The following is a 20,648-nucleotide window of genomic DNA, read 5'->3' as shown; positions in this document are numbered from 1 at the left end:
AATTCTATCTGTCCGTTTTTTTATAGCAGGATCAGAGGAAATACATAGCTATAATTTAGCCAATGTTGTTCCTTCATGGTCGTTAGAGAAAATAAAACAAGAGGTTAACGGCTTATGGAAGTTGCATATTAAAAAATACGGTGAACCGAAGAAAATAGAAACAAAAACAGCTATTACGATAAATAGCTTTAATTTAGGTACGTTTTTAAACGATAGAAACGCTATACCCGAGGACATAATAGCACCACGTATATTAACGCCTCGTGGTATATTAGTCTTCGGCGGTGCGCCTAAAGTCGGGAAGAGTGATTTTTTATTATCGTTATTTGTGCATCTAGCAGCAGGGCAAGAGTTTTTAGGCTTCAAACCTGCTAAACCGCTAAAGATTTTCTACCTTCAGACCGAAGTAGAATATCCTTATTTGTGTGAAAGAATACAAAATATGGGATTGTCAAAGGAATTAGCAGAGAAAGCACTAGAGAATTTACGCATAACACCAAGTAGTAAAATGATTTTAGACAATAACGGAGTAAATGCATTAGCAGAACATATAGAAACTACTTTAAACGGTCTTCCTGACATTATAGCAGTTGACCCTATCCGCAATGTTTTTGATGGCGGTAGAGACGGAGCTACGGAAAATGAAAACCAGGCAATGATATTTTTCCTTCGGGAAAGAATAGAAGCCTTAAGGGATCAATTAAACCCTAAGGCAGGCGTTATTTTAGTTCATCATACTAAAAAAATAACACATACACAATTTGAGGAAGACCCGTTCCAAGCATTCAGCGGTGCTAGTAGCTTGCGAGGATACTACACCACCGGAGCATTGTTGTATAAGCCTGAACTAACGAGTGATACTAAGCAGTTGATATTTGAGTTACGTAACGGCAAAAATATTCCTACTAAAATGTTAAATAAGGAAAATGGTGTATGGGTTGAAATTAATCCTTTAAATATACCGGTTATTAATCAACATTACAGCAATAAGCTTAATGCCGAACGAGATCGCCGGGAACTTCGTATTATGGATATTTTAGAAGAGGAAGCAAATAACGGACGTGCTTATTCGGTTAGTGCTTTTTGTGAAGCATTTGACGGCGAGAAAGGCTTAGGAAGTAAAGACTCCATCAGAGCAAGAATTAAAGTTTTAACTAGGAAAGGTTATATTAAATTTTTTAAAAACACTATGGATTATGGTTTTGGTAAATGTACCTCTAATTATGGTTTAATGTGTTTTAAAAACATGCATTTAATCCAAGAAAAAGGAACTAAAAGAGTTTTACCTACTCATTATTTACATCATGAATTCGAAGAATTATATCCGGTAGAAAACCATAAAATATGGAAAATTTACGATGAAGAAACTAGTAATAACAAATTTTATGAAATTTAAGTTTAGGGTCGCAAAACAAAGCTTAAAAGCCGTGGAACATGCTATAAGATAAGGAAAATGCAAATGAAGTTTTGAAGTTTATGTTTAAGTTTATGAAATTTCCGAAACTTGAAAATCGAAATATAGCTAAAAAGCCGTGAAACACGCTAAACTATAGGAAAAACTAAGAAAAATCAAGTTTACGGAAATACCTAAACTTAAACATAAACTTGAATTGGAAAAACTGTAGAAAATCAATAGGTTACAGCGGTTTCAAGTTTAGGTATCGCTTGTATCAAAAAAATCAAGTTTAGGTATGTTGAAAAGCCTTTAGTTAACAGGGTTTAAAGGTGGTATTTCAAGTTTGGAAAATAACCCCCTATACTTATAGTATAAGACTATAAAAGTCTTTATACGCAGTATTAGGGTTTTGTGCGCAGGGGGGATTTATGAAAATTAAACACGACAATAAAAAATCATGGAGGCAAAAATGAAAATATCAAAACACGACAAAAGACCGATAGCGAAATTTTACCGGTGTCATGAGGAGGATATAAAAAACGGCGTAGCAATTAGCAAATGCCGAGGTATCAGCTACGAGCAGTTTAGGGCAGCTGATCGGTTAGTGAGTAATTACGAGCGTTCCTTCAACCTAAAATCTAGCGGCAGTGTGATTAAGGTTGAAATGCTAAAGCAACAAAAAAGCAGCTATAACACGGCTAGACTTGAGAACCAAATTGACGCACTGCATAGCCACAAGCTGGTATTCGGTAGCCTAAACAGGAAATCGCAGGAAATCATTGAACATTTTTGCCTTAATGAGCTACCGATGCGACAGTTTGAGCTGAAGCAAATACCGCAATGGATTAAAGGAGCCGGCAGCGTGCGGCTACGTGAAGCACTGGACGATTTAGTTGAGATTTATAAAAATTTGTCGCCTAATAGCTCTAAAAGCTTAACTTAAAGTTAAATTTTGAAAAAATAGCTACTAAGAGGATAGGCAATTGTAAAACACCTAACTTAACTTTAAGTTAAATTCTCTAAAACCCTATTGCTATCAGGAAAACCGAGTAGTATAATGGTATGTAACAATGAAATTAGTAGAGCAACAGGCAAGGTTTAATATGGCAATAATCAAGGAAGAAATCAGCAATAGCGATTTAGAGCAGCTATTACCGCCGATAGCAATTAATGCTAATAAAGATGATATAAAAGCAGTAAAAACAGCCGGATTTGATAGCTTAACTTTTTTGGTGTTAGTAGGAGCCTCAAGCGGTCAGTTGAATAATAATCGATACATACAAATCAAGCTGCAACACTCAAACGATAAAGAGGCTAATTTTGCAGATTGCAGCGATAAAGAAGTAGTAAGTAACGAACAGAATCACGGCAATATAATTGAGCTAAAAGCAGCTCCCGACATTAACACAAGGTTTATGGTGGGTTATATCGGAGCCAAAAATTATGTTAAACCGGTAATAACTACGACTGCAGAATTTGGGAATCAAGGTGTGATAATAGGCATAGCTGCTTTATTACATGCTCCTAAATATAAACCGGTATCACTTGAGGAACTATTCGGAATATGAGTTTTGAGATAGCAGTAATAAACAATATCAAACATCTTGAGCATTATATGAATGATCTAGAGAAAAAGCAGTTGCCGTTTGCTACAAGCCTTGCTTTAAATAAAATAGCTCTGCTATCACAAGAACGTATCTGCAAAGCTATTCCACGCATCTTTAACAACAGCAGGAACTGGTGGGATAGAAGACAAAGAACAGGTATTAAAGTAGAGTTTGCAACCAAATATATACGGAGTTCCGCAGTTTATACTAGAGCGCATTTTGCGGGTATCCAAGAAGAAGGCGGCATAAAAAAACCTTATTCAGGCAAACTGATTGCTGTTCCAACAGCTAATGTACCAAAGAAACTACGGGCTTCTAATGCTTTAAGGAAAGAGGAAGGTAATAAGAATATCTTTAAGCTCGGTAAATCAATATATAAGCGGCTTGGCAATAAGAGGCTACAGCGTCTATACACCCTAACACCCAAGGCTAATATTAAACCCCGCTTTGGCTTTAAGAACATGGCTGTATCAACGTTTAACAAGCAGTTTGATAGAGTATTTACCGAGAGCTTTAATTATGCATTAGACACCGCCAAATAAAACAAAAGGTACTTCCCGCCCTTTTAGCTTGCGGGTAACGCCCCACCCCACACCTCCCCTAGCGATAGAATAATTTTTTGCACTTCACTTCAATTTTAACCGATAAAAACCTTTTAAAGCCTGTAAACAAAGGGATTGCAAGGCTTTATTAAAACAATAAAAATAATAAAATATACTATAAAATGAAAAAATATACAGTCGCAGAACTTGCTGAATTATTTAATTTAACTGAACGCAGAATTTATCAATTAACCGAAGAGAAAATTATTCCAAAAGCTTCACGGAATAAGTATGAGCTTAAACAAGCTTTGCAAGCCTACGTTAAATATTTACAGGATTTAGCCTCAAGCCGTAATTCTACTAGTGAACAAAAAGCCTTAAAGACAAGGTTACTTGCAGCCCAGACAGAAAAAGCTGAATTAGAGCTTGAGGTGCTTAAAGGTAAATATATGGAAGTATCGGAAGTAGAATTTGAGTGGGGCAATTTAGTATTAGCTTTTCGGTCAAAAATGCTGGTATTACCGACTAAATTAGTCAGATCACTTGCCGAAGCAGGCGGTAATTTTGCAGAAATTGAGAGAATATTAGAAACAGAGATACACGACGCCTTACTAGAACTTAGCAAATATGAGCCGGAAGAAGAATCAGATAACGGGAACAATCAGCAGCAAGTTAGCACCGCCGCCGAAACTGACAGTATCAGCATGGGCTGATAGTTATCGCAAGCTATCTAGTGAAGCAAGCGCAGAGCCTGGAAGTTGGAAAACTGCAAAAGCTCCATATCAGCGGGCTATTATGGATGCTGTTAATGACAAGAATATTGAAATGATTGTTGTTATGTCTTCAGCTCAAGTTGGGAAAACGGAAATCATCAATAATATAGTGGGGTTTCATATTCACCAAGACCCCGCACCGATGCTGGTAGTGCAACCGACCGAGAAGCTAGCGGAAAGCTGGTCGACCGATAGGCTCTCGCCCATGCTACGGGACAGCGAAGTATTTAAGAATTTAGTTAAAGACCCCAGAAGCAGAGATTCCGGCAATAAAATATTATATAAAAAATTTCCCGGCGGTCATATTACTATGGCGGGCAGTAATTCGCCTTCATCGCTTGCCAGCAGACCTGTAAGGATTGTTTTATGCGATGAAGTTGATAGATATCCGGCAAGCGCAGGAGCTGAAAGCGATCCCGTTAATTTAGCTAAAAAAAGAGCTACTACCTTCTGGAATCGTAAAATAGTCCTAACCTCCACCCCCACCATCAAAGATTTAAGCCGCATTGAACAAGCATATTTACAGAGTGATCAAAGACGCTATTACGTGCCTTGTAAATATTGCGGCGAATATCAAATTTTAAAATGGTCACAAGTTAAATGGCAGAACGGAAAGCCTGAAGAAGCACATTATATTTGTGAAGCTAACGGCTGCATTTTGCAAGATACAGACAAACAACAAATGCTAAAAAATGGCGAGTGGCGAGCTGAAGGAATAAGCGGGAATGTGGCAGGCTTTCATTTAAGCGAACTGTATTCGCCTTGGGTTTCATGGTCAAAAATAGCCTGTGAGTTTTTAAAAGCAAAGCTAATGCCCGAAACCCTTAAAACCTGGGTGAATACAACACTCGGTGAAACTTGGGAAGAGGCAGGCGATAGCGTTGATGAAACTAATTTACTAAATAGAAAGGAAAATTGGGGTTTATTAATTCCAAAAGAAATCGTCATAATTACTGCCGGTGTTGATGTACAAAATGATCGGCTAGAAATGGAAATAGTCGGCTTCGGGATAGGAGAAGAGAGTTGGTCACTTGATTATCGAGTAATTTACGGCGACCCTGCACAAAATCAAGTATGGGATGATTTAGATAATATTTTAGAGCGGCAAATAGAAAATAGTATCGGCGTTAAGTTACGCATCGCCTGCGTTTGTATTGATTCAGGCGGTCACCATACCCAAAGCGTTTATAGCTACTGCAAAAAAAGACAGCTACGTCGTATATTTGCCGTTAAAGGCTCATCTATAACCGGAAAGGGTTTGGTAAGCCGTCCTTCGATTGCTAATAAAATGAAAGTTAAATTATTTTCCATCGGCACGGATACGGCAAAAGAAATGATTTACAGCCGTCTCAAAATCACTGAACTCGGTAGCGGTTATTGTCATTTCCCGGCTATTTATGATGAGCAATATTTTAAACAGTTAACGGCTGAAAAGTGCGTTACGCGTTATAATAAAGGTTTTCCGGTAAGGAAATGGGAAAAACCTAGCGGCAGACGTAATGAAGCTTTAGACTGCCGAGTTTATGCACTCGCTGCACTGCATATATTAAATCCAAATTTAGAAGTTTTGGCAAATAAAATGCAAGAAGCTAAGCCTGAAATTAAAGAAGAAAAAGAAGAGCTACTTACTTCATACATTCCTCTAAAAAGACCTCAATCTAGCGGCTTTGTCAAGAACTGGTAAATAATAATGCAAAATTTAGAACCTACAAGCTTTACAGTCGGTGAAACTGTGCAGTGGCAGAAGGAAATAGTTAATTATCCACCTAAAGACGGGTGGCAGTTAATATATAATTTCCGTAATTTTGAATATAGATTTGAGGTTAAAGCTCAGGCTGAAGAAGATTGTTATGTTATTCGTTTAAGCTCTGAAGATACTAGCAAATATAAACCGGCTATTTATTGGTGGCAATCAAGAATTATCAAAGAAGAAATGCAATATGTGCTAGAGAACGGCGAGTTTGTCATTAAGCCTAATCTAGCTTTGCTTGATTCTTACGACGGTCGTAGTCATGTTAAGCAGGTGTTAGATGTATTAGAGGCAACCATACTCGGTAAAGCTAGTCGTGATCAGCTTTCTTACTCGATTAGCGGCAGAAGTCTATCACGATTAACTCCGACAGAGTTACTAAAATGGCGTGATGTTTATAAAGCTGAATATGCTAGAAATTTACAAGAAGAACAGCTTAGTAAAGGTTTTGGCAGTAGCAACCTTATTAAAGTTAAATTCGGTAATCCTTAAATATTCCATCGTCATTGCGAGGAAAAACGTAGTTTTGACGAAGCAATCCAGGAAAAAATAGTAAAGAATACTAGGGATTTTATTATTTTCTGGATTGCCACGCCGCTTGCAGCGGCTCGCAATGACGTTGCAGGTATCCACGCAACAATGCCTCCTCGCTATGACGATTTTTACTTAATATGAAACTCCCCAATTTATTTAATCTATTCAAGCGTCCACCGCCGGTAAAACGCCAATATAGTGCCGCAAATATAAATAGGCTCACTAGCGACTGGATAACAAGCGGCTTATCTGCCGATAGCGAGCTTTATAAGAGCTTAAAGTTGTTACGCAACAGGTCACGAGAGCTATGTATTAATAACGATTATGCTCGTAGATTTTTAAAGCGCACTTCCACCAATGTAATCGGTAATAGCGGGATTCGTTTACAGGTTAGAGCCGTAGACAATAGCGGTAATTTCTTAAGCGGGATAAATAACCAAATTATGGCACAATTTGTAGTTTGGGGGCAAAAAGGTAATTGCACCGTCGACGGCAGGTTATCATGGATTGATTGCCAGCGTTTGTTTTTGGAATCGGTAGCAAGAGACGGTGAAGTAATTATCCGGCTCGTTAAAGGATTTGATAATGAATTTGGCTTTGCTTTACAATTTATCGAAGCCGATCATTTAGACGAAGAGCTAAATAAGCTTTTAGATAACGGCAATTATATAAGAATGGGTATTGAGTTTAATAAATGGAATCGTCCCGTTGCTTATCATTTACTTACTTCTCATCCCGGCGAGCTATTTAAATGCAGAGAAAATAAAAAATATCAACGAATCCCTGCCGGTGAAATCATCCACGCTTTTATAATCGATCGACCTTCACAAAGTCGAGGTGTCCCTTGGATGCATAGCGCGATGTTACGTTTGCGAATGCTGGCAGGGTATGAAGAGGCGGAGCTAGTGGCGGCAAGAGTTGGAGCGTCTAAAATGGGCTTTTTTGTCTCACCTGACGGCAGCGGTTATTTAGGTGCTGATGACGGGCGAGGCAATAAACTAATGGAAGCAGAACCGGGAATTTTTGAGCAGTTACCTTCGGGAATGGATGTTAAATTATTCGACCCAAACCACCCGACTTCTAGTTTTGCCGATTTTGAGAAGTCAATACTTAGAGGCATTGCTAGCGGTCTTGATATTTCCTATGCAACCTTAGCCAATGACCTTGAAAACGTCAATTTCTCATCAATCAGGCACGGTAGTTTAGAGGATCGGGATAGCTGGCGAATGCTGCAAAACTGGCTGATAGAGCATTTTTGTAATCCGATATTTGAGAGCTGGCTGTTAATGACAATCACCAAAAACAAAATTCCTATTTCAATAAATGAGTTCGACAAATTCAATAAGCCGATATGGCGACCTCGCGGCTGGGCTTGGGTTGATCCGCTAAAAGACAATCACGCTAACCAGATTGCAATAGACCAAAAAACCAGAAGCCGCAGTCAAATAGTAGCCGATCAAGGAATAGACATTGAAGAGCTATTTAAACAAATAGTTTTTGAAGAGGAACTCGCTAAAAAATACGGATTAAATTTAAATAAGGAGCAAGAAACTAATGACCGACAAGAAATTACAAATGATGAAACAGATGAATAATTTAAATGCTCGAGGGATAATTGAGAGGCGCTATGCTAATATGCCGGTGCTTAATATCGAAGAAACAAGGAATCGCCGATTTTGGATTACTTTTTCCAGTGAAGAACCGGCAGAGCGTTTTTATGGCTTAGAGATACTTGACCATAAACACGGAAGCGTGCAGTTAGATTGGCTTAATTCAGGTAGTGCGCCGCTACTGCTTGACCACGATACTACTAAGCAAATCGGCGTAATTGAAGCAGCCGAGCTAACGGGTGACGGCAAAGCTAGGGCAAAGGTACGTTTTAGTAAAAGTGCCTTAGCTGAAAGTATTTACCGGGATGTGCTTGACGGCATTAGGAGTAATATTTCGGTGGGATATCGCTATCTACAAACCGATATAATTTTAGAAAAAGAAGCAAAAGGCAGTAAACCGGCAGTATTTAGAATAAAAACCTGGGAACCTCTAGAGATATAGCATAATCCATTAAGGTATTGACAAGTAGCATAAAATAAGTAAATCTATGTGCGAAAAAGGAAAGAGATGGTCCGAGCATATCCATACGAACTAAGAACAAAAGCATTAGAGTTAATAGATAAAGTTAAGTCAGTAAGTAAAGTTAAGGAGTTATTAAATATATCTAGGCAAACATTATACAAATGGCAAGCTATTCAAAAGAAAGAAGGAGATATTCAGCCGAGAGTAGGCTATCAAAAAGGTCATAATAAAAAGCTAACAAATATGCCGGAGTTTAAGGAATTTATAGATAATAATGCCGATAAAAGCCTAAAAGAATTAGCAAAAATATCAAATAAATGGTCAGCAACGACAATTTGGCGAGGTATAAAAGCACTAGGATATAGTTATAAAAAAAACTTTTACGCACCCCAAAAGGGACGATGGAGCAAGGAATGATTTTATAGCTAGAATCAAAACTATTTCAAAAGAAGATTTAGTGTTTATGGATGAATCCGGAATAGAAGATAATGCATGCTTGGAGTACGGTTATAGCCTAAAAGGTAAAAGATATTACGATAAGAAAATTTACCAACATAAAACAAGAGTAAGTATGATAGCAGGGCTTTGCAATGGTAAAATAATAGCTCCAATAGTTTTTGAAGGGACTTGTGATACACTAATTTTTAAGAGTTATGTTGAAGATTTTTTGATCAAAGAATTAAAACAAGGTCAAGTGGTTGTTATGGATAATATTAATTTCCATAAGAATTCCAAGGTCAAAGAGCTAATAGAATCTGTAGGTTGTAGTATTTTATTTTTACCTACTTACTCTCCTGATTTAAATCCAATTGAGCATTATTGGTTTAAATTAAAAAATCAAATTAGAAAAACTGCAAAAGACTTCGAACATTTTTTTGATGCTGTTTGTTATAATCTGTCCATATCTTAATGGATTATGCTGTATCAGTTGTTTCAATCCCTGCCGATCCAACTGTCGGCATTGGCAGAAGCAAAGAGAAATTAGAAGAAAAGCAAGACGATAACAAAGAACCAAAGAAAACAATTAATTATAAATATGGAGTAAGAAGTAAAATGGCAGATGAACAAATAACTACTGAAAATACAGCAAATAATTTTATCAATGAAGTAAGAACAAATACTGTTAATACTGATCAAATCACTAAAGATATTCGGCAAAATGAAACTGCTAGAATAAGTGAAATATTAGCTTTAGGGGATCGGCATAATATGCATAGTGTCGCTATGGAATTTATACAAACTGGTAAAAGTTTAGATGCTTTTAGGCAAAAGATTTTAGAGAATCTAAGCTCCGCCCCTATTACTATTAACACCTCTTCACCCGACCTGACAATAATCGGGATGAGTGAGCGGGAAGCCCGTAGTTTTTCAATACTTAAAGCAATTAAAGCAGCAGTTGCCGGCAACTGGCAAGGTGCAGAGTTAGAGCGTGAGGCTTCAACTGAAATAGCAAAACGAGTGGGGCGAGAACCTGCAAGTTTTTTTATTCCGCTCGACGTAATGCTAGAAAAGCGAGACTTGCAAAAACTAACCAATATTGCCGGTGGCTATTTAGTTCCTACCGATTATTTAAGTAGCAATTTTATTGAATTATTACGTAACAAAATGTTAGTGCAGCAAATGGGCGCAAAAGTTATGAGCGGCTTACACGGCGACGTTGCAATACCTAAACAAACGGGCGGTGCAACTGCTTTCTGGGTTGCAGAAGGGCAAGCACCGCAGCATTCGCAGCAAACATTCGGGCAAGTAACATTATCGCCTAAAAGTATCGCCGCTTATACCGATTTTAGCCGTAAATTAATATTACAAGCAAGTCCCGATATTGAAAATTTAGTGCGTGATGATTTAGCAACTGTTATAGCTTTAGAAATTGATCGGGCGGCAATAAACGGCAGCGGTTTAGGGGCGGAGCCGCTGGGAATATTGAATCATAATAACATAAACAAAGTAACTATTGCCGATGAAGAGCAAATTAATTGGGATAAAATTGTTGATTTAGAAAGCGCGTTAGCCTCCAAAAATGCCGATATCGGTACGCTTGGTTATATATGCAATGCCGCACTGCGTGGTCACCTAAAACAAACGGAAAAAGCTGAAAATACGGCACAATTTATCTGGGAAAGTCGAGGCGCGGAGGCAGGATTCGGCTATCTTAACGGCTATAGAGTCGGCACGACTAACCAAATGCCGGCAGATACTTTATTATTCGGTAACTTCGCCGATCTAATTATCGGGCAATGGGGCGTGTTAGACGTGTTAGTGGATCCATACGCTTTAGGCACTAGCGGCGGCATAAGAATAAGGCTTATGCAAGATATCGACATCGCTATTAGACATGCCGAATCTTTCGCCGTAGCGAGGAAATAAGCTTTATGGCATTTCAAGAAGATTTTAGCGAGTTTTTAGATGTTGAGCAAGGATTCGCAGTGAAGGCAACTTTAACGCCGGCATTCGGTGAGCCTTATGTAATTAAGGGAATTATGGCAGAGGAGTATTTTGATATTGATAGCGGCATAGCCGGAGTAGCGGGCAATAAACCGGTATTTGAGTGTACCGAAGATGAAATTACGGAAGTAGAATACGGCGATCTTTTAACTATAAGAAACCGAAATTATCGCATTGTTGCTATCAAACCTGACGGCACGGGCTGGGCTAGTTTATTGTTAGAGAGGCAAAATTAAAATGCACGCCAGAACTGCAATAAGAGAGGCTTTTGTTGAGCTATTGCAAGGCAAGACTTTAGTAGGTAATCGGGTTTATAATACTCGGCTTTACAATATGGAATTCACCTCTTTACCGGGGATTATAGTTTTTTCTACTAACGAAGAAGTCACGACAAACACCATAACCCCGCCGCGCTCACAAGATCGAGTAGTTAAAATAATCGTCGAGTGCTACGCCAAAGCTACCAAAGATGTAAATAAAACAGTCGATAATATCGCGGCGCAAATAGAGCGGTTAGTGGCAAATAGCATTATCCTTAAAAAACTCTGCAAGGATTGCCGATTACAATCAACCGACATCAACCTTAATTGTGATGGTGACCAGCCTGTAGCGGTTGCAACATTGACATTTTCAGTGAGTTACAGAACCAAGGAAGACAAGCCGGAAATTATTATATAAAAATTAACTAAAAAAGGAGGAAAAAGAAAATGTCAACCCATGCAGGATCGGAAGGGATCGTCAAAATAGGCGAAAAGCAAATTATGGAGGTAAAATCATGGTCATTGGAAGAAGTTTGCGACACTGTGGATGCTAGTGTTATCGGTACAGAGTGGCGGAAGAATCAGGCGACCATTAAAAGTTGGTCAGGTTCGATTGATGCTTTTTGGGATACGGAAGATTTAGAGGGTCAAGGTAAAATGGTTATCGGCAATACTGTAGAATTACGACTTTATCCTGAAGGCGATAATAACGGCAAATATTTTAGCGGCAATGCAATTGTTACCGGTATTTCAAGGCAAGCATCATTTGACGGCTTAGTTGAAAGCTCTTTTACCTTCCAAGGTAACGGTGAATTAAAACAATAGATTTCTTTTATAGCTCTACTTCTAGAGGTAATTTATACGTCAATCCGGTACTCGAATCCTCACGTAGGTTTACTACGCTGCGGTTCTGCGTTCCGTGTTTCCTTTAAATTCCTCTCTATAAGCGACCTATAAAAGAAATCTACCAGAATAAAAAGGATATAACAATGAATGACAAAATTATAGATCGAGTTAAAGCACATTTTGACGCTAAGGAAATTAAAATAATTGAAGTACCCGAATGGGGCGACGGGGATAATCCGCTATATATTTACTGTTCCCCTTTAACTTTGGCTCAAAAAAATCGCTTATACAAAATGGCTAAAGAGGATGATTTAGGGTTGATGGTTGAGGCTTTAATTATGAAAGCCAAAGATAAAGAAGGCAATTGCTTATTCAGTCGAGCCGATAAGCCGGAATTAATGCGCAGCTGTGACCCTGACGTGTTAATACGGATTAGCACGAGTATAATGAGTGAAAGCGATTTAGAGATGTCGGAAAAAAACTAATAAATGAGCCAATATTGCTGAATATGTTTGTGCTTGCCGAGCATTTACATAAAACAGTTTCCGAAATTGAACAAATGACAATCGACGAATGGCATCATTGGCTCGCTTATTTTAAAATTAAAAAAGAAAAACAGAATAAATTAAGGAAGTGACAAACAAGGAAGTCAGGGTAACGTTCCGGGGTATCGATAAAACTAGGGAAGCTTTTGGCAGAATTAGGCAGAATTTTAAGAAGCTGCAAGAATTAACAAATAAGCTTAGTTTCGGTTTCGGTAGAATCGGTACGGCTATTGCTGCGGCTTTTAGTACCAGGGCTTTAAAGAAAATTATCGATAGCGGGGCGGAAATAGGCAAATTTGCCGGTAAGTTGGATATGAGTACTAAAAGCTTGTCGGAACTTAAATATGTCGCTAGCAATTGCGGTGTAGAATTTAATAATTTAACTTCCGGACTTACACAAATGGCTTCAAGAATTAATGATGCTGCACAAAATAGCGGTGAGGCAAAACAAGCTCTGCAAGCCTTAGGTTTATCGGCTAAAGAGCTTGCTAGTCTAAGCCCTGATCAGCAATTAGAGAAAATAGCTAGCCAGTTTGAAAGGTTAACAGATAGCACAGATAAAGCGACTATTGCTGCTAAATTATTTGGTTCTGAAAGTAGTACTTTAATGGGGATTCTTGAGCAAGGAGCGGTAGGAATTAATAAAATGCGGGAAGAAGCACAAAAATTAGGCATTTCTTTATCGGAAGAAAATTGTAAAGCTATGGCACAATTTAATAGTGAACTAAATAAATTACAGACAGTACTAATAAGCCTGATAACCTGCTGTTTAGTGCCGATATTACCACTTGTAACAAGTTTTTTTGAAGCGGTGCGTGAAGGTCATCCGGCAATTACTTTTATTATAACAGCTATTACGACTATTTTAGGGCTGAAATTAGCTGCATGGTTTATTACAACTGCTGCGGCAGTAAGAGCTTTTACAATAGCTTTAACGGCAAATCCTTTGGGCTTAACAGCTATAGCAATCACTGGCACAGTTGCAGGGCTTGTGACTTTAACAAAATGGTTTAATAAAAGTACGGAAGCAGCAGAGAAGCATAATAAAGCAGTTGCACAGCCGAGAGTAGTTGAGGCTTTGAAGTTGAATTTACCTAAAAAAGAAGAAATGGCAGTTATGAGCAAAAGTAATGAAATGTTAGGCGACGCTAGGCAAATATTCGAGCAAACCAGAACTCCTTTAGAAAAACATAATGCTCAAATTGAGAAGCTAAATAAATTACTAAAACAAGGTTTAATCGATCAAGAGACCTATAACAGAGCTTTAAAACAAAGCGAAGAGCAGCTTGATAAATTCGGCGAGCATAGCAAAGATGTATTTGATTTAATCAGCGAAAAATCTAAAGACGGAGCTAATAATTTAATTGATAATTTTGCTGATGCTGCTTTTGGTGCAGGTGGTCATATTAAAAGTTTAAAGGAAACTTGCAGTGATTTTTTTAAGGAGTTACAAAGTGATATTTTAAAAATGACTCTGAAGGAGGATATAATAGGCACAAGTGGTGGTGGAATGTTAGGCGGATTATTTGGTAGTAGCAATAAAAGCGGCAATGGCAGTGGCTTTTTATCAGGGCTTGGCTCTATGTTTGGCGGCTTTTTTGCTAAAGGTGGCACTGTAAAACCGGGCAAAGCCCATATTGTCGGTGATGGCGGCGAGCCGGAGTTATTTATTCCTAATTCTGTTGGTAGTATAGTCCCTTTTAGTAATTTAGAAACAACCGGAGCAAGTGGGGGTAATATAGTTGTTAATATGAATATTCAAACGCCCGATATTGCCTCATTCAATCAAAGCCGTAATCAAATTACCGCCGATATGGCAAGGCAAATATCCAGAAGTAAAAGAAATTTATAACAAAATATGATTAATCCCTTTGCCGAAATACAGTTTCCGCCGGAAATATCTTATGGCTCTAAGGGCGGAGCGATGTTTTCAACTGATATCGTTACAACTTTTAGCGGTCACGAGCAGCGTAATATTAACTGGCAAGAGGAACGGGCTAGATACGACATAAGCAGCGGTATAAAAACGGAAGAACAATGGCAGCAGCTAATAGCGTTCTTCAGAAGCAGAAGAGGCAGAGCAATAGGCTTTAGGTACAAAGATTGGTCGGATTATAAAGCTGCTCATCAAATAATGGGCAAAGGTAATGGCGAACAAAAAGAGTTTCAGCTAGTTAAACATTACATAAGTGGCGATTTTAGCTATACCAGAATTATAAACAAACCAGTAAATAATAATTTTTGTAAAATCTACATTGATGCGATGCCTTTAGAAAATGGCTTTAGTATTGATTTTACAACCGGCATTGTTACTTTTAACTTAGCTCCAAGAAACGATGAAGAAATAACCGCCGATTTTGAGTTTGACGTACCTGTACGTTTCGATACCGATCAGCTTGACTTGTCAATAGATAGTTTCGCGGTTGGGTCATGGGGCAATATTCCTTTAGTTGAAGTTAGAATATGAGGAATTTAAGCCCGCAGTTAAAAAACCATCTAAGTAATGAAGTAACAACACTCGCTACTTGCTGGAAGCTAACCAGAAAAGACGGCAAAATTTTTGCTTTTACCGACCATGATCAAGCCTTATTTATTGATAATATAAAATACGACTCTATAGCAGGATTTACACCGACCAATGTAGAAAGCAATAGCAATATGTCAGTTGATAATTTGGATTTAGCGGGACAATTTCACGACAATAAAATAACTGAAATAGATTTGCTAGCCGGTAAATATGATTTTGCTGAAGTGGAAATATTTTTAGTTAATTATCAATCGCCGAATATTGGTAAAATAATACAAAAGCGGGGCGTGCTGGGTGAAGTAACATTAAATAAAAACCTATTTCATGCAGAAGTAAGGGGCTTAACGCAATTCTTATCGCAAACTATGTGTGAAACTTACTTGCCTCATTGCCGAACAAATTTAGGGGATCAGCGTTGTAAATTTAATTTAGATCAGGAAAATTTTACTGTTCAGGCTGTAGTTACAGAAGTAATAGACCAACAAACTTTTATTGCTAGTTCTCTAACACAGGCTAATAATTGGTTTACTTATGGCTATATCAGCTGGCAAACAGGCAAAAATATTGGTCTACAAATGGAAGTGAAAAGTTTTATTAATAGTCGCATCACTTTAGTTTTACCGATGCCTTTTGTCGTTAATATAGGTGATGAGTTTACTATAGTCGCCGGCTGCGATAAAAGTAGCAAAACTTGCATCGAGAAATTTAATAATATTATCAACTTCCGCGGTGAGCCTGATTTACCGGGGATAGATAGGTTAAACGCTGCTAATCATGCTTAATATTGATAATAAAAACTATATTTAATAAAAATGCTAGAAACGAAAATTATCGGTAAGCCGTTTTTCAGATGGGTTGGAGGAAAAAGAAAGCTTATTGCTCCATTACTTGCGTATATTCCTTCAGGGTTTGACAATTACTATGAGCCTTTTTTAGGTGGTGGTGCTTTATTTTTTGCCGTTAAAGATAAGTTCAAAAAGTGTTTCTTGTCTGATATTAATTTTGATCTCATTACTTCTTATAATGCCGTAAAAAAGAATCCAAACGAAGTAGTAAAATTATATGATATGCATATTCAAAATCATTCAAAAGATTATTATCGCAAGATAGTAAATTATTGTACTAATAATCCAAATGCAATTGCAGCTAGGTTTTTATACCTTAATAAATATTCATTCAAAGGAGTTTATCAATTTAATAAACAAGGTAAACTTCGCTCTACTTTTTTTGATACAAAATATAAAAATCTAAATATTGAAGAAAAGCTTAAAGAATATAGTAGCTTTTTAAACGATGTATTTATTTATACAATAGACTTTTCTTTTATCGAGCCGCAAAAAAATGATTTTGTTTATTTTGATCCGCCTTATCATCAAACAGGGGAAATTTTCTACACAAAGTTACCTTTTAGTGAAAATGATCAAATCAGATTAAGAGATTTTGCCGTTGAGCTAGATAGCAAAAATATAAAATTTATGATTTCTAACAATGACACATCTTTTATTAGAAAGCTTTACGAAAATTTTAATATAAAAAATATTGAAATAAAATACTCAATAACAAATCATACAAAATCCTCAACAGAAATCATCGTAACTAATTATTAAATAACTTCACCATTAAACTTATTCTAAAATTATAAATTATCTTTAATGGGAAATGCAATATTACCGGTTCTCGGTGCTGTTGGCGGCTTTATGCTCGGAGGTTTGGGCGGCGGCATTAAAGGTGCAGTACTCGGTAATGCTATCGGTAATTTATTCGGCGGTAAGAAAAAACAAGCCGTTAATCTACCGACGCAAGAAGGATCAAGGCTTTCGGATTTACGAGTCCAAATATCAAGTTACGGCGAGGTAATCCCGAAGGTCTACGGACAATTAAGGTTAGCGGGTAATATCATCTGGGCAACGGATATTAAGGAGTTAGAAACTAAAGATTTTGAAGAATACGGGGAAGGAATTAGAAAAGTAATTAATTATAGCTATTCGGTAAGTCTGGCGATTGCTATCTGTGAGGGGGAAATAGAGGAAATAGTAAGGATTTGGGCAGACGGAACTTTAATAACCGAAGCAATGCTAAGAAGTAGCAACGGCAAATTTAACGTGCATTTAGGGACGGAAGAACAGTTGCCCGATGATATTATCGGCAAACATAAGCCCGCAAATACTTATCCCGCCTATCGAGGATTATGTTACGTAGTATTTGAAGATTTACCGCTTGCAGAATTTGGTAATCACATCCCTAATTTTACTTTTGAGGTTAAAAAGAAAGCTTTAATTAAGCCAAGCGTCGAAGATAAGATAAAAGAAATTGTGTTAATTCCAGGGGCTGGGGAGTTTGTCTATAGCTCGCAAATTCATTATAAGCAATATCATATTAAAATTGGTAAAAAAATAGTTGATAAATGGGGCAAAAACTACCTGAATATGCACAATTATAGCGGTAAAGCTAATATGCTGCTTAGCATTGAGCAAATGGCTAAAACGCTGCCCAATTTAGAGTGGGTGGCGGTTGTTGTTACTTGGTTTGCAACGTCTAGCAATGCCGGTAATTGTAGGGTAGTCCCTAAAATAGAGTTTAATAATAAAGATACTGCTGTAATGCCGCACGATTGGCAAGTTGCCGGAATCATCAGGAGCAGTGCCGAAACAGTATTATATTTTGACGAGTATACGCCAACTTATGGCGGCACTCCTTCCGATCACACTATTTTAGAAATTTGTAACCATCTAAAAGAACGTGGTTATAAAATAATGCTATATCCGATGATTTTTGTTGATGAGATTAAACCACACCCTAAAGTTTGGCGCGGTCGTATTAAGGCAAATAACACAAATGATATAGTACAATGGTTCAATAAAAATCAAGGCTATAATAATTTTATTTTGCATTATGCGAATTTAACAAATGGCTTAATTGATGCGTTTATAATTGGCTCGGAATTAATAGGACTTACTAGTTTTACAGATAAGGCAGGCTCATATCCTGCTGTAGATCAGCTCGTTAATTTAGCATCTCTCGTTAAAAATAAATTAGGCTCAAATAGCTTAGTTACTTACGCCGCTGATTGGTCGGAATATCATCATACGGAAGGCGGCTGGTTTAATCTCGATCCGCTTTGGGCAAGCCCTAACATTGATTTTATCGGCATTGATGCCTATTTTCCTCTAACCGGAGATCTACCGCAAAAACAAATTACCGAAGAACTTATAAAGAGTGGCTGGGGAAGCGGCGAAGGTTGGGAATATTACTGGGATCCCACAAGAAGCCAAAAACATTATTTTAACGATCCTAAATACGCTTGGAAGAATATCGAATATTGGTGGAGTAACCGGCATCACAACCCCGATGGAACTCAAACAAATTGGCAGCCTAAATTAAAGCCGATATGGTTTACGGAATTTGGCTTTCCTTCAGTCGATTGCTGCAGTAATCAGCCTAACGTATTTTATGATCCCGCTTCCGTAGAGTCGCATTTTCCCAGAGGCTCAAGCGGGAAAACTAGCTTTTATGCTCAACGTCAGGCTCTAAATGCCACGCTTGATTATTGGCAAAATAAGAATGAACACGAAACTAATCTTGTATCAAAGCGTTTTGTTTGGTGTTACGATGTGCGACCTTTTCCGTTTTTCCCTGATTTAAAGCACATTTGGCAAGACGGGGATTTATGGGCTACGGGTCACTGGCTTAACGGCAAGCTCGGCAATTCAAATTTAGCAGCAATCGTTGCCGATATTCTGCAAGCAACAGGACTAAAGCCCGGTGATTATGACGTATCAAGGCTAACTGATGAGGTTAGCGGTTATATTATATCACAGCACATTACAGCAAGGGAAGCAATTGAGCAGTTACAAAGTGCTTATTTTTTTGATTGCGTGGAAAGTGACGGAATTTTAAAATTTATTCATCGCACGGATGGCTTGTTAACCACGGAAATTGCTGAAAGCGAATTAGTGCCGGGCAATAATAATGATATAAAAGAAACCCTAGAAATTACTGTAGCACAAGAGTTAGAACTGCCGCAAAAGGTTAGTGTTAGTCATATTGACCGAGGACAAAATTACGATACTTTAACAGTTGAATCTCAAAGGCAAATAGTTAGCACCCGTGATCAAATAAATTTTTCTTTGCCGATAGTTTTAGACAACAGCATTGCCAAACAAATTGCCGATATTACCTTATATAATTCATGGCAGGAACGTATCAATTATAAATTAACATTACCGCCGAAATATGCTTATTTAGAGCCGACTGATATCATAAATATTATTTGCCAAAATGCTACCCATTCTTTAAGAATCATCAAAACCGATATGCAACGCACAGGACAGATGAAAATACTTGCCGTAAGTTTTAATATATCGATGTATGACTTTAGCGGCAAAACGAATTATTTACCGACAAAATACCAACTCCCAAAACCGCTCGCAAATAGCATATTATGGGTAATAGATGCACCGCCGCTAAATGATAATAACGCCAATCAAGCAGTTTTAACACTAGCGGTAAATAGCGACGATACTAATTGGTCGGGTGCTATTATATATTACAGCCATGAAACAGAAAATTATAAACCTATTACGGCGGTAAACACTCAAAGCACTACAGGTTTTGTACTAAATAAAATATCTCTTGCTTCACCTCTATTATTCGATGAGTCTACGGAAATAATTATCCAATTACTCTATGGAAAACTGCAAAGCGTCAATGAATTAGCATTATTAAACGGTGCCAATAAGGCACTTATCGGGGAGGAGTTAATCCAATTTCAAAATGCCGAGCTAATCAAGGATCAGAAATATAAGCTAACTAGATTATTACGCGGTCGACAAGGCACGGAATGGGCAATTAATAGCCATAAAATCGGCGATAAGTTTATTCTATTAAATAAGGAAATTATTAATATTTCTATTCCTAATAATTTAATCGGTAAAGCTATTAATTACAAAGCAGTCACAATCGGCAAAACTCTAGCCGAAACTGAAAGCGTTACCTTTACCTATACAGGTAGAGCTTTAAAGCCCTTTGCTTCTGTTTACGCTACTGTCGAAAAAGACGCCGACGGTAATATAAAAATCAGTTGGCTACGCCGTTCTAGAATAGATAACGATTGGCGCGATTATGTCGATATACCGATCGGCGAAGATATTGAAAAGTACGAAATCGATATAAAAAAGAAAAATAAAATTATCAGAACTTTAGAAACTACCACTCCAAACGTGATTTATCCAAAAGAGCAAATATTAAGCGATTTTACCAAACTCCCCGATAACCTAACCGCTACTATTTATCAGCTTTCTAGTCAGATCGGCAGGGGCTACGGCACTATTATAGCAATTTAAACTCTCTT

At 37.6% G+C, this 20,648-nt stretch carries 21 protein-coding genes and 1 pseudogene; 21 read left to right on the top strand and 1 reads right to left on the bottom strand.

The genetic code is table 11. The annotated features are described in order from the left end of the window. The first annotated feature begins 121 nt into the window (after positions 1–121). From AAHM91_RS08285 to AAHM91_RS08220, 14 genes are all read left to right on the top strand, one after another. Positions 122–1,396, top strand: coding sequence for an AAA family ATPase (locus AAHM91_RS08285; RefSeq protein ID WP_342270486.1), 1,275 nt, complete (start codon positions 122–124; stop codon positions 1,394–1,396). Positions 1,397–1,865: 469 nt separating this feature from the next. Continuing rightward, entirely contained in the window at positions 1,866–2,339 is a 474-nt protein-coding gene (locus tag AAHM91_RS08280) for a hypothetical protein (protein WP_342270485.1), read from the top strand. Between the two features lie 160 nt (positions 2,340–2,499). Then, positions 2,500–2,964 (top strand): hypothetical protein, encoded by a 465-nt coding sequence (locus AAHM91_RS08275; protein WP_342270484.1) that lies wholly within the window; start codon positions 2,500–2,502, stop codon positions 2,962–2,964. Beyond that, positions 2,961–3,545 carry a hypothetical protein gene (locus tag AAHM91_RS08270; RefSeq protein ID WP_342270483.1) on the top strand — a complete coding sequence of 195 codons (585 nt, stop codon included), beginning with the start codon at positions 2,961–2,963 and terminating at the stop codon, positions 3,543–3,545. Before AAHM91_RS08275 ends, AAHM91_RS08270 begins: the two co-directional genes overlap by 4 nt. Before the next feature lie 182 nt (positions 3,546–3,727). Then, entirely contained in the window at positions 3,728–4,258 is a 531-nt protein-coding gene (locus AAHM91_RS08265; RefSeq protein ID WP_342270482.1) for a hypothetical protein, read from the top strand. Further along, on the top strand, positions 4,173–6,002 hold the full coding sequence (locus tag AAHM91_RS08260) for a phage terminase large subunit family protein (RefSeq protein ID WP_342270481.1): 1,830 nt from the start codon (positions 4,173–4,175) through the stop codon (positions 6,000–6,002). Before AAHM91_RS08265 ends, AAHM91_RS08260 begins: the two co-directional genes overlap by 86 nt. Positions 6,003–6,008: 6 nt before the next feature. Then, complete coding sequence (locus AAHM91_RS08255; RefSeq protein ID WP_342270480.1) at positions 6,009–6,560, top strand: hypothetical protein; 552 nt, start codon at positions 6,009–6,011, stop codon at positions 6,558–6,560. A 179-nt stretch (positions 6,561–6,739) separates the two neighbouring features. Further along, entirely contained in the window at positions 6,740–8,197 is a 1,458-nt protein-coding gene (locus tag AAHM91_RS08250) for a phage portal protein (RefSeq protein ID WP_342270479.1), read from the top strand. Next, complete coding sequence (locus AAHM91_RS08245) at positions 8,157–8,654, top strand: hypothetical protein (protein WP_342270478.1); 498 nt, start codon at positions 8,157–8,159, stop codon at positions 8,652–8,654. The genes AAHM91_RS08250 and AAHM91_RS08245 overlap by 41 nt, the downstream gene beginning before the upstream one ends. Positions 8,655–8,720: 66 nt before the next feature. Next, positions 8,721–9,585, top strand: a protein-coding gene (locus tag AAHM91_RS08240; protein WP_342269478.1) for an IS630 family transposase whose coding sequence is annotated in 2 segments (ribosomal slippage) — positions 8,721–9,044 and positions 9,046–9,585 — 864 coding nt in all. Because the reading frame shifts where the segments join, the coding sequence is not laid out codon by codon here. Beyond that, positions 9,585–11,042, top strand: a complete 1,458-nt coding sequence (locus AAHM91_RS08235; RefSeq protein ID WP_342270477.1) for a phage major capsid protein — start codon at positions 9,585–9,587, stop codon at positions 11,040–11,042. The genes AAHM91_RS08240 and AAHM91_RS08235 overlap by 1 nt, the downstream gene beginning before the upstream one ends. Positions 11,043–11,047: 5 nt before the next feature. Further along, positions 11,048–11,356, top strand: coding sequence for a head-tail joining protein (locus AAHM91_RS08230; RefSeq protein ID WP_342270476.1), 309 nt, complete (start codon positions 11,048–11,050; stop codon positions 11,354–11,356). 1 nt (position 11,357) lies between these two features. After that, a complete protein-coding gene (locus tag AAHM91_RS08225) occupies positions 11,358–11,798 on the top strand; it encodes a hypothetical protein (RefSeq protein ID WP_342270475.1) in 441 nt (146 codons plus the stop codon). 29 nt (positions 11,799–11,827) lie between these two features. Beyond that, positions 11,828–12,205 (top strand): phage tail tube protein, encoded by a 378-nt coding sequence (locus AAHM91_RS08220; protein ID WP_342270474.1) that lies wholly within the window; start codon positions 11,828–11,830, stop codon positions 12,203–12,205. Between the two features lie 13 nt (positions 12,206–12,218). On the opposite strand, the pseudogene AAHM91_RS08215 reads toward AAHM91_RS08220, so the two are convergent. Next, positions 12,219–12,328 (bottom strand): annotated as a pseudogene (locus AAHM91_RS08215) (palindromic element RPE1 domain-containing protein); the annotation flags it as partial. 41 nt (positions 12,329–12,369) lie between these two features. Between AAHM91_RS08215 and AAHM91_RS08210 the strand changes: the two are divergent. From AAHM91_RS08210 to AAHM91_RS08180, 7 genes are read left to right on the top strand one after another with little or no spacing between them, the layout of a single operon-like run. Further along, positions 12,370–12,711 (top strand): hypothetical protein, encoded by a 342-nt coding sequence (locus AAHM91_RS08210; RefSeq protein ID WP_342270473.1) that lies wholly within the window; start codon positions 12,370–12,372, stop codon positions 12,709–12,711. A 14-nt stretch (positions 12,712–12,725) separates the two neighbouring features. Continuing rightward, positions 12,726–12,863, top strand: coding sequence for a hypothetical protein (locus AAHM91_RS08205; RefSeq protein WP_342270472.1), 138 nt, complete (start codon positions 12,726–12,728; stop codon positions 12,861–12,863). Further along, positions 12,860–14,623, top strand: coding sequence for a hypothetical protein (locus tag AAHM91_RS08200; RefSeq protein ID WP_342270471.1), 1,764 nt, complete (start codon positions 12,860–12,862; stop codon positions 14,621–14,623). Before AAHM91_RS08205 ends, AAHM91_RS08200 begins: the two co-directional genes overlap by 4 nt. Before the next feature lie 6 nt (positions 14,624–14,629). Further along, positions 14,630–15,238 (top strand): DUF2460 domain-containing protein, encoded by a 609-nt coding sequence (locus tag AAHM91_RS08195; protein WP_342270470.1) that lies wholly within the window; start codon positions 14,630–14,632, stop codon positions 15,236–15,238. Then, positions 15,235–16,080 (top strand): DUF2163 domain-containing protein, encoded by an 846-nt coding sequence (locus tag AAHM91_RS08190; RefSeq protein ID WP_342270469.1) that lies wholly within the window; start codon positions 15,235–15,237, stop codon positions 16,078–16,080. Before AAHM91_RS08195 ends, AAHM91_RS08190 begins: the two co-directional genes overlap by 4 nt. Positions 16,081–16,110: 30 nt before the next feature. Continuing rightward, positions 16,111–16,905 (top strand): DNA adenine methylase, encoded by a 795-nt coding sequence (locus tag AAHM91_RS08185; protein WP_342270468.1) that lies wholly within the window; start codon positions 16,111–16,113, stop codon positions 16,903–16,905. 45 nt (positions 16,906–16,950) lie between these two features. Continuing rightward, positions 16,951–20,640, top strand: coding sequence for a baseplate multidomain protein megatron (locus AAHM91_RS08180; protein WP_342270467.1), 3,690 nt, complete (start codon positions 16,951–16,953; stop codon positions 20,638–20,640). The last annotated feature ends 8 nt before the right edge of the window (positions 20,641–20,648 follow it).

The sequence above is a fragment of the Rickettsia endosymbiont of Orchestes rusci genome (genome assembly GCF_964030945.1).
Taxonomy (GTDB): Bacteria; Pseudomonadota; Alphaproteobacteria; order Rickettsiales; family Rickettsiaceae; genus Rickettsia.
Note: the sequence above shows the minus strand (reverse complement) of the source record. Positions and strands in the feature narration are given on the sequence as shown.

Excerpts from the sequence above, each read along its gene's own strand:
- AAHM91_RS08280 (WP_342270485.1), top strand. The coding sequence starts at position 1,866 with ATGAAAATATCAAAACACGACAAAAGACCGATAGCGAAATTTTACCGG.
- AAHM91_RS08275 (WP_342270484.1), top strand. The coding sequence starts at position 2,500 with ATGGCAATAATCAAGGAAGAAATCAGCAATAGCGATTTAGAGCAGCTA.
- AAHM91_RS08270 (WP_342270483.1), top strand. The coding sequence starts at position 2,961 with ATGAGTTTTGAGATAGCAGTAATAAACAATATCAAACATCTTGAGCAT.
- AAHM91_RS08265 (WP_342270482.1), top strand. The coding sequence starts at position 3,728 with ATGAAAAAATATACAGTCGCAGAACTTGCTGAATTATTTAATTTAACT.
- AAHM91_RS08260 (WP_342270481.1), top strand. The coding sequence starts at position 4,173 with ATGAGCCGGAAGAAGAATCAGATAACGGGAACAATCAGCAGCAAGTTA.
- AAHM91_RS08255 (WP_342270480.1), top strand. The coding sequence starts at position 6,009 with ATGCAAAATTTAGAACCTACAAGCTTTACAGTCGGTGAAACTGTGCAG.
- AAHM91_RS08250 (WP_342270479.1), top strand. The coding sequence starts at position 6,740 with ATGAAACTCCCCAATTTATTTAATCTATTCAAGCGTCCACCGCCGGTA.
- AAHM91_RS08245 (WP_342270478.1), top strand. The coding sequence starts at position 8,157 with ATGACCGACAAGAAATTACAAATGATGAAACAGATGAATAATTTAAAT.
- AAHM91_RS08235 (WP_342270477.1), top strand. The coding sequence starts at position 9,585 with ATGGATTATGCTGTATCAGTTGTTTCAATCCCTGCCGATCCAACTGTC.
- AAHM91_RS08230 (WP_342270476.1), top strand. The coding sequence starts at position 11,048 with ATGGCATTTCAAGAAGATTTTAGCGAGTTTTTAGATGTTGAGCAAGGA.
- AAHM91_RS08225 (WP_342270475.1), top strand. The coding sequence starts at position 11,358 with ATGCACGCCAGAACTGCAATAAGAGAGGCTTTTGTTGAGCTATTGCAA.
- AAHM91_RS08220 (WP_342270474.1), top strand. The coding sequence starts at position 11,828 with ATGTCAACCCATGCAGGATCGGAAGGGATCGTCAAAATAGGCGAAAAG.
- AAHM91_RS08210 (WP_342270473.1), top strand. The coding sequence starts at position 12,370 with ATGAATGACAAAATTATAGATCGAGTTAAAGCACATTTTGACGCTAAG.
- AAHM91_RS08195 (WP_342270470.1), top strand. The coding sequence starts at position 14,630 with ATGATTAATCCCTTTGCCGAAATACAGTTTCCGCCGGAAATATCTTAT.
- AAHM91_RS08190 (WP_342270469.1), top strand. The coding sequence starts at position 15,235 with ATGAGGAATTTAAGCCCGCAGTTAAAAAACCATCTAAGTAATGAAGTA.
- AAHM91_RS08185 (WP_342270468.1), top strand. The coding sequence starts at position 16,111 with ATGCTAGAAACGAAAATTATCGGTAAGCCGTTTTTCAGATGGGTTGGA.
- AAHM91_RS08180 (WP_342270467.1), top strand. The coding sequence starts at position 16,951 with ATGGGAAATGCAATATTACCGGTTCTCGGTGCTGTTGGCGGCTTTATG.